Origin of the sequence: Photobacterium kagoshimensis (assembly GCF_050337045.1) — a bacterium.
Taxonomy (GTDB): Bacteria; Pseudomonadota; Gammaproteobacteria; order Enterobacterales; family Vibrionaceae; genus Photobacterium; species Photobacterium kagoshimensis.
This window is the reverse complement of the sequence record NZ_JAKJSO010000023.1, coordinates 48,338-61,193: the sequence shown is the minus strand read 5'-3', so window position 1 is coordinate 61,193 and position 12,856 is coordinate 48,338. Positions and strand designations below refer to the sequence as shown.

The 12,856-nt window shown below is 45.5% G+C and carries 9 protein-coding genes and 1 other annotated feature; of the genes, 3 read left to right on the top strand and 6 right to left on the bottom strand.

Translation table 11 applies throughout. From position 1 onward, the window contains the following. Positions 1-59: 59 nt before the first annotated feature. Genes thrC through thrA form a run of 3 tightly spaced genes read right to left on the bottom strand, consistent with a single transcriptional unit; the run spans position 60 to position 4,778 of the window. Complete coding sequence (gene thrC, locus L4C35_RS19740; protein ID WP_428464510.1) at positions 60-1,346, bottom strand: threonine synthase; 1,287 nt, start codon at positions 1,344-1,346, stop codon at positions 60-62. A gap of 2 nt (positions 1,347-1,348) precedes the next feature. Continuing rightward, complete coding sequence (gene thrB, locus L4C35_RS19735) at positions 1,349-2,305, bottom strand: homoserine kinase (RefSeq protein ID WP_428464509.1); 957 nt, start codon at positions 2,303-2,305, stop codon at positions 1,349-1,351. 1 nt (position 2,306) lies between these two features. Continuing rightward, on the bottom strand, positions 2,307-4,778 hold the full coding sequence (gene thrA, locus L4C35_RS19730; RefSeq protein WP_428464508.1) for a bifunctional aspartate kinase/homoserine dehydrogenase I: 2,472 nt from the start codon (positions 4,776-4,778) through the stop codon (positions 2,307-2,309). Positions 4,779-4,862: 84 nt separating this feature from the next. Continuing rightward, positions 4,863-4,978, bottom strand: a sequence feature (Thr leader region). A 299-nt stretch (positions 4,979-5,277) separates the two neighbouring features. On the opposite strand from thrA, the gene aceK reads away from it, so the two are divergent. Together aceK and L4C35_RS19720 are read left to right on the top strand one after the other, a co-directional pair. After that, complete coding sequence (gene aceK, locus L4C35_RS19725) at positions 5,278-6,993, top strand: bifunctional isocitrate dehydrogenase kinase/phosphatase (RefSeq protein ID WP_428464507.1); 1,716 nt, start codon at positions 5,278-5,280, stop codon at positions 6,991-6,993. A gap of 293 nt (positions 6,994-7,286) precedes the next feature. Beyond that, a complete protein-coding gene (locus L4C35_RS19720) occupies positions 7,287-7,748 on the top strand; it encodes a hypothetical protein (protein WP_428464506.1) in 462 nt (153 codons plus the stop codon). A 135-nt stretch (positions 7,749-7,883) separates the two neighbouring features. Here L4C35_RS19720 and L4C35_RS19715 read toward each other — a convergent pair whose 3' ends face one another. Next, positions 7,884-8,375: a putative 4-hydroxy-4-methyl-2-oxoglutarate aldolase gene (locus L4C35_RS19715; protein WP_428464505.1), complete on the bottom strand. Its 492-nt coding sequence runs from the start codon at positions 8,373-8,375 to the stop codon at positions 7,884-7,886. A gap of 669 nt (positions 8,376-9,044) precedes the next feature. On the opposite strand from L4C35_RS19715, the gene arcA reads away from it, so the two are divergent. Beyond that, positions 9,045-9,764 carry a two-component system response regulator ArcA gene (gene arcA / locus L4C35_RS19710; RefSeq protein ID WP_048900329.1) on the top strand — a complete coding sequence of 240 codons (720 nt, stop codon included), beginning with the start codon at positions 9,045-9,047 and terminating at the stop codon, positions 9,762-9,764. A gap of 103 nt (positions 9,765-9,867) precedes the next feature. Here arcA and L4C35_RS19705 read toward each other — a convergent pair whose 3' ends face one another. Together L4C35_RS19705 and arcB are read right to left on the bottom strand one after the other, a co-directional pair. Beyond that, positions 9,868-10,353, bottom strand: coding sequence for a hypothetical protein (locus tag L4C35_RS19705; RefSeq protein WP_428464504.1), 486 nt, complete (start codon positions 10,351-10,353; stop codon positions 9,868-9,870). After that, complete coding sequence (gene arcB, locus L4C35_RS19700) at positions 10,350-12,719, bottom strand: aerobic respiration two-component sensor histidine kinase ArcB (RefSeq protein ID WP_428464503.1); 2,370 nt, start codon at positions 12,717-12,719, stop codon at positions 10,350-10,352. Before arcB ends, L4C35_RS19705 begins: the two co-directional genes overlap by 4 nt. Positions 12,720-12,856: the final 137 nt, after the last annotated feature.

The following is a 12,856-nucleotide window of genomic DNA, read 5'->3' as shown; positions in this document are numbered from 1 at the left end:
AAAAACGGTAGTCATCGACTACCGTTTTCTGTGGTTAAAGCAATCTCTTACTGCTAACTCTAGCTTTGAACGCTATAAAGTACGGCCTTGAGTTGCTCAAAGTCTTTATCTCGCTCCAGCGACAGTAAATCCATCGCACCATGTTTGGCCAAGGTCGCAGGCAAATCTATTTTCTGTTCAAGAATCTCTTCAACAACCTCAATAAACTTCGCAGGGTGTGCGGTGCATAAAAATAGCCCCGTTTCACCATCATTGAGTTGTTCATTCAATACCCGATAAGCAATCGCGCCATGTGGCTCACATAAGTAACCTTCATTGTGCATTTCACGTAATGTTTCAGCGGCTTGCTCATCAGTAACTGAACCGTAACCGAGTTCGTTAAGCCCCCACCCTTTTAGTTGGCAGAGCTCTTCAATACGTGGCCAGTTGTTCGGCTCACTCACATCCATCGCATTGGAAATGGTTGGGATAGTCGCATTCGGTAACCATTCACCCGTTTCAAGATAACGCGGTACGGTGTCGTTGGCATTGGTTGCCACAATAAAGCGCTTCACGGGTAAGCCTAATGATTTAGCCAGTAAGCCCGCGGTTAAATTACCAAAGTTACCACTCGGTACCGACACAACAAGCTCACCACGCGCCGCTTTCGGCAATTGAGCAACGGCTTCAAAGTAATAACAAATCTGCGCCATTAAACGGCTAATATTGATGGAATTCGCTGAGTTTAAACCAACATCTTCACGCAACTTGGCATCATCAAACGCTTGTTTCACCAAAGCTTGGCAATCATCAAATGTCCCGTTGACTGCCACTGTGGTGATGTTCCCCCCTAAAGTACAGAACAGCTTTTCTTGCAGCGGGCTGATCTTACCTTTCGGGTAAAGGATCACGACTTTGATGTTATCCATACCGTAGAAGGCATGCGCAACGGCCGCCCCCGTATCACCCGAGGTTGCGGTTAAGATAGTAATTTGGCCATCGCTATCGGTCACTGCGGCTAAAGACTGCGCCATGAAGCGACCACCGAAGTCTTTAAACGCTAAAGTAGGGCCGTGGAATAATTCAAGCGCGTACACACCGTCTTTTACTTGGGCGACTGGCGCTTCAAATTGAAACGCATTTTCAACCATTTGAGCTACTGTATCGCGAGCTAACTCCTCACCAATGAATGCCGATAGGATTTTGCTGCTGCGGCTGACAAAATCGAGCTCGAGTAACGCGTCAATATCACCTAGCTCAGGTAATTCAGATGGGAAAAATAAACCTTGGTTACGGCCAAGGCCTTGACGTACCGCTTGAGAAAACGATACCTGTTGTTGATGTTCTTTTAAGTTATACAGCTTCATGGTTATAGCTCACTTCCTGTTACTTTTGAGCCCTGACTGTCGAGGCGACAGACGTGGACAAATCCTTCGTCATTTTGAACATAATTCTCTTGAAGCCAGCGCGCTATACGCTCTGCAACTTCAAGGTTATCACATGCGGTGAACATGGTCGGGCCCGATCCCGAGATCCCACTGGCAAGCGCTCCTGCTTGTAATGCATACTCACGTGCCTTCCCAAAACCAGGTAGCAGTTGTTCACGGTAAGGTTCAGCCACCACATCCTTAATCATCTTCGCGGCAAGTGCGGGCTGTTGGGAATAACACGCATGAATAAAGCCAGCTAAGTGACGGCCGTGGGCTATCACATCTTGGCGACGATACTGCGAGGGTAAAATCGCCCGCGCTTCCGCTGTCGGTACTTTAATGCCAGGGTACGCCATGACCCAATACCAATCGTCAAAACACGGTACAGATTGGCTAATAATACCGAGTTCTTCGACCATAAATTGCAGTCCACCGAGGTAACAAGGTGCCACATTATCATAGTGAAGACTACCCGAAATCTTAGCCTCCATTTCCCCCATTAACGCTAATAATTCGGTTTCAGTTAATGGCAGATCATGAAACTGATTAAGCGCATCAAGCGCGGCAACCACAGAACAAGCACTTGAGCCCAGACCCGAGCCAATTGGCATGTTTTTTTCTAGCGTCATTTTAACCGGCTTCACCGCTAAGCCTTTTTTATCAAGTTCGCGCGCAAACACTTGCCAGCAGTCAAACACAATGTTGTCTTCTGTTTTCGGTGGCAACTTAGCTACAAATTCGCCAACACATTGCAGTACAAAAGGCTGGTCACTGGTTTCGACTTTTACGCGATCCCCTAATAGAGAGCCATCCAGCGGTGATACTGCCGCACCAAGCACATCAAAGCCGACACTGACATTACCAATCGATGCTGGCGCATATACTACTACACTCATTTTATACCCCTAATTTCCAGCCTAACGTACGCATTAAGTCAGCAAATACACCTGCTGCTGTTACTTCTGTACCTGCCCCATAGCCACGCAATACTAACGGAATTGGCTGGTAATAACGGCTATAGAATGCCAATGCATTTTCGCCATCTTTAATTTTGAACATAGGATCGTCACCATCAACTGCCGCCAATTTCACGCGGCACTGACCTTGTTCGGCGTCACGATCAATTTCCCCCACATAGCGTAACACTTTACCTTCTTTCGCTGCGGCTTCCGATAACTGCTTAAAGTAAGCATCCGCTTCTGGTAAGCGGGCCATAAAGTCATCAACCGAGCCTTCGGCATCGAAACCCGGTGGCAATGCTTGTTCCACAATCACATCTTCAAGTTCTAGAGCAAGCCCTGATTCACGGGCCAAGATCAATAGCTTACGCGCGACATCCATCCCAGACAGATCATCACGAGGGTCGGGTTCAGTAAAGCCATTATTACGGGCAACCGTTGTCGCTTCACTAAAGCTCATGCCTTCATCTAACTTACCGAAGATATACGACATTGAGCCAGATAAAATCCCCGAGAAGCGCGACAGTTCATCACCAGCCGCAAGTAAGTTCTGCAAATTTTCAATGACAGGTAAACCGGCACCAACAGTGGTGTCGTACATGAATTTACGGCGCGTGCCACGAGCAGCTTGGCGAAGTTGATGGTAGTAAGCCATGCTCGCCGTATTCGACTTTTTATTGGGTGTAATTACGTGAAAACCAGCACTTAAGAAATCAACGTACTGATCAGCAATTGCTTGTTCTGAGGTACAGTCGATGATGACAGGGTTAATGATATGGTTACGCTGAACCAATTGGATCAGACTTGAAAGTTCAAAGCCTTGCTGCGCTTGGCCCATTTGATCACGCCAGTTGTCCAGCGGTAAGCCATTGCTATTTAGCACCAAGCCTCGGCTATTGGCTAAACCGCACACACGAATAACGATGCCCTTTTCAGCTAACTTGCTTTGTTGGCGTTGAATTTGATCCACCAGCTCACCACCAACACCACCGACACCAACCACAAATACATCCAAGAAATGCTGACTGTTGAAAAGGTTCTCATGGCAGGCTTTCACCGACTCAGACACTTTATTCGCAGGGATAACCGCAGAAATCGCTCGCTCAGAGGAACCTTGCGCAATCGCAACGATATTGACGTTCACTTCCGCAAGCGATGTAAAGAAGCGCGATGCAATGCCACGCGAGGTACGCATACCATCACCGACCAAAGTCACAATGGCCACGTCATCTAAAAATTCAACGGGCTCTAACAATCCTTCTTTCAATTCCAACTCGAAGTTATCTTGTAGGGCTTGTTTGGCTGCCACTTTATCTTCGCTTTCAATACAGAAACTGATGCTGTATTCCGATGACGATTGGGTGATCAGCACAATCGACACACCCGCAATCGACATGGCACCAAACACGCGGCTCGCCATGCCCACCATGCCTTTCATGCCAGGGCCTGACACATTCACCATGGTCAGATCTTTTAAGGTCGTGATCCCTTTGATATCGAGCTTATCTTCACCCGTATCTTGACCAATGAGTGAGCCAGCGCCTTGCGGGTTAAAACTGTTTTTGATTAAACAAGGGATATGGAACTGGGCTATCGGGGCAATCGTTTTAGGGTGTAGTACTGAAGCGCCAAAGTAAGACAGTTCCATCGCTTCTTGGTAGCTAAGCGATTTGATTTGGCGTGCATCAGGCACAATACGTGGGTCACAGCTGTATACACCGTCAACATCGGTCCAAATCTCACAGCACTCTGCACGTAAACACGCCGCCAGTACTGCCGCTGAGTAGTCCGAACCATTACGCCCTAGCGTAACAAGCTCGCCTTTTTCATTACCCGCCGTAAACCCCGGCATAATATTTACATGGCCTGCAGGTAGTGGATTACGCTTAAAATTCTGGGTCGACACCTCAATGTCAACATGCGCTTCTAGGTATTCACCATGTGCTAATAGGTATTCAACTGGGTCAATTAAGTGGCCTTTCAAGCCTTTAGCTTCGAGCATGGCTTTCATCGCCACAATCGATAACCGCTCACCTTTACTGATCATCTTGGCGTAAACATTATCAGGGCACAGCCCCAACAACTTAATGCCGTGAACGTACTGTTTTAGCTGCCCAAGCGAACTGGCTAGCTTGGCGTCCAACAGCGCTTTATCAAAATTGGGCTCAGCCGCTTTTAAATCCGTAAACAAGGTTTGAAAGACATTTTCTAAATCGGCAAGCTGTAACTCGGCTTCACCATTTGCAACGGTATTGTCGATCACCGAAACCAGCTTATTGGTCACTTTACCCGGCGCCGATAGCACCACAGACACTTCACTCTGACGAGCGTTGTTTGCAATGATGTCTGCTGCTCTTGAAAATCGGTCGGCATCTGCCAACGATGAACCACCAAACTTTAATACGCGCATTCCCTACTCCCAAATCCCTTAAATTTTGCAGACAACTGCATAAAATGCAGTGTAACGGTCAAACTAAATTGTGATGTAAAAAGTGAAAAAAAAGCCCGCACCTGATTGGGGTGCGGGCTTCTCTGATAATTGTTGTACGTATCAGCTAGCCCCAACACCCATGGTGTCGGTAATAATAATCGTGGTTGTTGTGCTGAATACGTTTTTCATCATGACTAAAAGTCGTTCTCAATATGCTGGATTAGTTAACGTTTACCGAACATTTGGTGATGAGTCAACCAATTTCTCTTTTTCCTTGTGCGAGAAATCATCATAAATACACGTTTATTAAGACAAGCTGCTATTGTTCATTATTGGTAATACGTATAAAAAACCATCCGCTTTGATTGCAGTTAAACGCTAGTCGTTGCATAGTGTTGATCTATCTTCAGTGTTCTATTTAGCAAATACGAACATGCACTGTTGACGCATAGCCATTCATCATTCTGGAGGGACCCGAATGACCGCAGCCATGGAACAACTTGTCGCTCATACTATCTTGCAGGGCTTTGACGCCATGTACGGTCGTTTTTTAGATGTTACCGCAGGCGCACAGGATCGCTTTGAAAAGCGTGATTGGCCAGCCGTGCATCTAGCCCTTAAAAAGCGTATTAGTTTCTATGCTAACCATGTCGGACTCGTCACCAGCCAGATCCAGATCATGCTGGGTGAACGCTATGCAAATCGCGATTTTTTAATGGGCGTCAAAGCCGCTTATGAAGATCTCTTATTGGATTATCCACGTTATGAAATCGCCGAGAGTTTCTTTAATTCTGTCTATTGCCGCATCTTTGAACACCGTAATATCAACCGTGACAAACTATTTGTTCACAGTTCACAAGAAGGCCGTTTACCCACTTATCCAACGCCCTTAACCCGCACTTACTTTGCCACTAACGGTATTCAATCGTTATTTACTCGCTTATTCAACGACACCCCATTTACCGCAGACTGGGAAGATAAAGCCCGTGATATCGATTTAGTTAGCCAGCACCTAGAACAAGTATTTGGCCATGCACTCACTAACACGAGCACACTCGAGTTAATTCGCGAACCCTTTTACCGCAACAAAGCGGCGTATTTGATTGGTCGTATAACCCTTGAAAACCAACAGCAATACCCCTTTATTTTACCGATATTAACCAATAGCAATGGGGAGCTGTATGTCGATGCCTGTATCTGCGATGTCGACGATGCGAGTATTATTTTTGGCTTCGCCCGCTCCTATTTCATGGTTTACGCCCCCGCACCTGCCGCTTTAGTCCAGTTTCTGAGCGAACTAATGCCTAACAAAACACGGGCTGAACTGTACACAGCGATAGGCTGTCAGAAGCATGGAAAAACAGAACTGTATCGCGAGTTTCTCTCCCATTTGGAACAGTCCGACGATCAATTTGTCACCGCCGAAGGCATCAAAGGCATGGTGATGTCGGTATTCACCCTTCCGTCTTATGGCTTTGTTTTTAAAATCATAAAAGATAAGTTTGCTCCACAAAAAGACATCAGCCACGACACCGTAAAAGAGAAATATAAGCTCGTTAAGGAACACGATCGGGTTGGCCGCATGGCTGATACACAAGAATATCGTAACTTCAGTTTTGACCGAGCACGGTTCAGCGATGAATTACTAGAAGAGCTACTTGACGTTGCGCCATCGATCATTGATGTGACCGATGACACTATCATGATCAAGCACCTCTATATGGAGCGTCGCATGGTGCCATTTAACATCTATGTCGACCAAGCCAACGACGAGGACTTGCGCCATGCCGTTGATGAATACGGTAAAGCCATTAAACAACTGGCGGCTGCCAATATTTTTCCTGGCGATATGCTGTTTAAAAACTTTGGCGTCACACGTCACCGTCGGGTGGTTTTCTATGATTACGATGAAATTAGCTATATGACAGAGATGAATTTCCGTGAAATTCCACCGCCGCGCTACCCCGAAGATGAAATGGCGGCAGAGCCTTGGTACAGCGTGGGGATCAACGATGTGTTCCCCGAGGAGTTTCGCACCTTCTTGCTGATTAACCCGAAAATCCGAGCCCTGTTTAATGAACTCCACTGCGATTTATTTGAAGCTAGCTATTGGCGTCAACTACAAGAAAACATTACCAATCAACAATATGAAGATGTCTACCCTTACGCTAAGCCATTGCGTTTTCGTCAGTAATTGACGGCATTTCGCCCTCGAGCCTTACACCAGTAAGGCTTATTCGCGGCCTCATAAGGCAAGATTAACCACACCTTAGCGTCGCTGCGGCAGCAAGATCACATTCCTTTTAGCCACCATGTCGCATAACGTAACAAGCGCAAAAAAGTTTAGCTGGATATCTCATTAACTTTGAGACGACATGTCAAAAATAAGAAATATGTCCTAGTATTATTAGCAATGTCGCATCCCTCATATTTCATGGCAAATTTGCGACAGACCAATAAATAACAACAAACAGGGAAGGTGAAGCAATGAGACATTTGCTGATCACAATTACCCTGCTGGTAGTGGCATTACCAACAACAGCAGCAGATAAAGGTCTACTCGACCTTATTCGTGACGAGACAGCATCAGGCTGGTTTATGTCATCGCAATCAAAGAACGCCGAGCAGTTTGACCTATGGCAGATTGATAGCGGTTACGCCTATTCTTTGAATAATGATGTTGAGCTGTATTTGAGTACGCGACTCACCTCGGGCAATGAAAATCAAGCGGCCAGCCGCGGCATGCTCTCGGGCGTAAAGTACAATCTCACCCCCAAAATGAGCTTACGCAGCGCAGTAACCACAGAGAAAAAACTCAATCAAGAAGCAACCATGGGCTTGGAGGTATCGAGTCAGTTTAACGTCAGTGAAAAAATCAATTTACATGCAACCGTTGATTACGAAGATATTGAACAGATCTACCAACTTGGTATTGGTTTTCGCTTTTAACCCCCATCACTTTAACGATCATACGTAACATCACGGACAAATAGCGGATGACACAAGCAGTCAATATTCAAAAGGGCAAACTACACCGTAGCTTGCCCTTTTTCACCTACGGTTTAGCCCCCTAACCATAAACGCCTATAACACCGATAAATCAAGCGCATCACGACTGAGCAAAACCCCATTAAGATCAGCATATAAGTAGTCACCGGGGTACACCATCGTATGGCCGACGGTTAAGGTCACATTTAAATCACCCGTTTGGCGCTTCACCGTTTTAATTGGGCAAGCAGCCAACGCCTTCACCCCTAAATCCAACTCTGACAAGGTTGCAACATCGCGGGCAGCCCCATTGATCACGACCCCCTGCCAGCCATTTTTTACTGCGAGCATAGCGAGTTGGTCGCCGAGCAAAGCGCGGTTACACGAACCGTGCCCGTCAATAAATAACACCTTATCTTTACCGTCTTGGCTGACAATATCGCGGACTAAGCTGTTATCTTCAAAGCAACGTAGCGTGACCACTTCCCCGAAAAAAATCGACTTTCCACCATAATCAACAAATGACAGTGGCAACCAGCGAACATCCTGTTCATAGTGATCACATAAATCAGGTAATAAGTCTTTCATCTCATCCTCCTCTGATTCTGATAAAACAGCGCTAAAAATCATTATCTTGTTAATCAGTGTAGGTAACGTGACAAAATTGACCTAATCAATTGCAGGGTTGTTAATATTGTTCAGAATATGCTCTGACTATTTGCTATTAAACAGCATGATAATGTTGAAGAACCATGCGAATTCACTCAAATGCTGTTAGAATTGCAAAACTTGCGTAAACAAAGTGTTATTCAACCTCAGCAGCAATGCACCTTGAAGACCACTTAGATGACAAATATTTACAGATGGCTAGATTCAAGCCAATGAAGCAACAATGTATTTGTAGAGATTGTTAAACATTGTCGATAGTCGTAATGATTCATCACTCTGTTTGATATAAATCAAGAAATACCAAGAAAGCGGTAACGAAACAATACACCATTATTGTTAGCGTGCTGTTAAGTGCTTAGAATCATCGCCATCCAAGGGAATTGTAAGCCAATGTCCGTTTTTAGGACGATTTTGTCGTTGTTTAAGATGAAGTAACGATAAAGATTTAGGATGGCGTACCACACAGGTAGTTATATCCGCAATAAACTGCGTTTTTTTGTAGAAGACTTTGCCTGTATGTGAATTTTTTTTATAGAATTTAACTATTCTGTGTTTGACCAGATTCAGTTTTTTAATTAGGTACTGCCAATGCAAACCCCTCATATTCTAATTGTAGAAGACGAGCACGTAACACGTAACACCCTTAAAAGCATCTTTGAAGCTGAGGGTTATACTGTATTTGAAGCAAATGATGGCGCAGAAATGCACCAGATGCTTTCAGAGCACCATGTACACCTAGTCATCATGGACATTAACCTTCCAGGTAAAAATGGTCTATTACTTGCGCGTGAATTACGCGAGCAAGGTGACATGGCACTGATGTTCTTAACTGGCCGTGACAACGAAGTTGATAAGATCCTTGGTCTTGAAATTGGTGCTGATGACTACATCACTAAACCATTCAACCCTCGTGAACTGACTATTCGTGCACGCAACCTACTGACTCGTGCAATGAATCAAGGTTTACCAACTGAAGACAAGAAACTTGTAGAGCGTTACGAGTTCAATGGTTGGTCACTTGAAATCAACAGCCGTTCACTAGTAAGTCCAAGCGGCGACCAATTCAAGCTACCACGCTCTGAATTCCGTGCACTGCTTCACTTCTGTGAAAACCCAGGCAAAATTCAAACACGCGCAGACCTTCTTAAGAAGATGACTGGCCGTGAGCTTAAGCCACATGACCGTACTGTTGACGTAACGATTCGTCGTATCCGTAAACACTTTGAGTCTGTTGCTGATACCCCTGAAATCATCGCAACAATTCACGGTGAAGGTTACCGTTTTTGTGGTGACTTAGGCGAAGAATAAGCCCTGTGTTTATTCAATAAAAAAAGGCACTGAAAAGTGCCTTTTTTGTATCTACAGCCTTTAAAAACCAGCCCCTGAGTAAGCTCACCAACAAACTAGATGCTTAGAAAACCTGATCGATTTTGACTTGGCGCTGGGTCAGGGTCATTTCTTTGCCTTGATAGCTTAACGTTAACGCCACGTTGACCGCTGTACCTGCGGGCCAATTCGGGCCTTGGCGCAGCATAACTTCAATCCCATTGTTATCCATCGGATTCACTTCAAGCTGACGGTTCGACAACCATTGCTGATTGTCTGTTGCCAATAGCACCTGTGTTACTGTCACCTCTTTAGGCAAAGCTTGCTGAGTCGCACTCACCACCTTCACTGACGCAAGCAAAGTGCCTTGCTGGTTATCTCCTTCGCCAACAACAGGCATGCTATTGAGCCATAAATAGCTATCTAACTTCGCAGGAGTCTCTGCTAGCATGACTTGACCCGGTGACTGCCAAATATCATTCTGTTGCGTTGACGTTGTGCTACTTTGCCCAGCGCAGGCCATTAACACCATGCTGCTCGCCAGCACGCCTGCTATTTTCAATCCCTTCATGATTTATCCTCTTGCTGTGCAAGCCAATTACGTAGCACTTGCAGATCAGGTTCATAACCGCTTTTAATCTCATCAACCCAGTCGTTAATGTTCTCCCACCACGCTGGCAGCTCTGGTGATTGCGCTTTTTGAGCCACTTGCTGGATGTGTTTTAAGCCAATAGAGCCTGCCGCCCCTTTAATTTTGTGGGCTTCAAACTTAATACCGTCTTTATCTTTAGCGATCATGTTTGAATCGAGGATCGCAATATAATCCGGCATCATTTTTTCAAACATCGCGATGCTGTCATGAACCGGTTGGGTACCGACAATATCCACGTACGATTCAAGCATTTCTAGGTCGAGTAACTGATTCATGATCTCATCACTCGGTGGCACGCTGCTTTCTTCAACTTCAGCCTCGTCTTCCTCATCGTAATCAATCGGACAAGTGAGCACGAGATTTTGAATCACATCAGTGATCGCTTTGACACTCAATGGTTTACTTAACGCTTCATCCATACCTTTGGCTAAGTATTCGCTTTTATCGCTAATCACGTTTGCCGTTAGCGCAACAAGGGCTGGTAAATAATCGTATTGTTCCCGTAGTTTTTGTGCAATATCAAAGCCCGTCATATCAGGCAGTTGAATATCCAATAGCACTAAATCAAATGCTTCTGGGTCGAAGATCGCTAACGCTTCATCGCCCCGCATAGCAACGGTCACCTCATGCCCCAAGCTCTCTAGTAATGCTTTAGCTACCGTAATATTCAACTCAATATCTTCGACCATCAAAATACTGAGACTGGCTTGTTGGATCTCAGGCATGGTTTCTTCTTCTGCTGCCATTTCCACCACAGGCACTCGAATCGTCACCGTAAACGTACTACCTTCGCCCACATCAGACATTACGGTAATATCACCGCCCATCATTTGGACCAACTGACGAGAAACCGCTAAACCAATCCCGGTGCCAACCGCATGTAAGTTGTCGTTCTCATCTTTAACTTGGTAGTACATGGCAAAGATTTTATCGAGTTCATCGTGCGGCATGCCAATACCACTGTCTTCTACTTCAAAGACAATCTCTGCTTGGTTATTATCAAGTAGCTCGCTGCTCACCGATAAAATCACCCCGCCTTCTTTGGTGAACTTGGTCGCATTACTGATCAAATTCCACAACACTTGGCGCAGGCGCGTACCGTCGACTTCAATACACTTAGGTAGCTCAGATAAGCGCTCTAAATCAAAACGCAGATGTTTTTGTTCAGCCATGAGGCTCGAGATATTTTCCATCTCATCAACAAACTCATGAAAATCATGGGGCTTAGGCAGTAGCTCTAAACGACGACGATCTGATTTATCCATGTCGATAATATCGTTAAAAATATTACCCAGTGTTATCGCACTAACATGCACCGTTCGCATGTAACCGCGCTGCTCTGGATTTAACTCACTATCCAGTAACATGCGGCTCAGGCCAACAATACCGTTCAGTGGCGTACGTAATTCGTGGCTGATGGTTGAGATAAAGGCTGTCTTATCGCGGCTCGCTTTTTCTTGCGCATCTTGATATTGCTTACGCTCGGTAATATCACGGCCAAAGCCCATCAAACCTAAGCGACGCCCATCTCTGCTGTAAAATGGTACTTTACGAAGTTCAAATATGGCTTTATGGCCATCAGGGTATTCCAACCATTGCTCATAGGTAAGCGACACATTTTGGTTAAATACTTGCTGGTCAGTTTCCGCTATTTTGCTAGCGACTTCTTCGCTGTAAACATCCCAAGGGGTAAGGCCAACTAACGCTTTTTCTGTTTTACCCGTCAGTTCTTGCATCGCACGGTTGCAACCTGAAAAGCGCCCTTTTTCATTGCGGTAATAAATTAAATCAGGGGAAGCATCGAGGAAAGATTTCAGCAGTGCACTTTGTTCGGCGAGTTCAAGTTGAGCATTTTCACGTTGGTAGACCTCATTTTCGAGATCTTGCATCGCGATCTGACGCCCTTCTTCAGCTTTTTCACGCTCTTCAATCTCTGAGTTCAGCTGGCTGATGTTCTCTTGCAGCTGATTGTTCAGCTGCATATCGCGTGAACGCATTTCTTCTAATTTTGTCACTAACTTCGATAAGCGCTGGCGAGAGTCTTCCAACTGATCAACCACGACCGATAGAAAATAAACCGCCCAAGGTGTGATTAACAGGCCAAAAAATACCGACCGTACAATATCAATGTCGTTCACTTCACCTTGCAATACCAAGGTCACTCCAACTTGTACCACCACGGCTAGCGCCACCAAGGCTAACGCCAGCAGTAAGCTAAATCGGACAAGCCCAAGTTTGACCAACAAGTCGACGTAAAACTGGGCCAGCACTTTGATTTGTTTCATGATTAAATCCATTATTCACAGCATTGTTGTCATCATAAGTGTGCAGGGCGATTTCCCCAAGGAGAAGCGCCTCAGTTCGCGTGATTCAGAGCAAAAAAAACCTGCTTGCGCAGGTTTGTTATGTTTGTCGAGCCCGT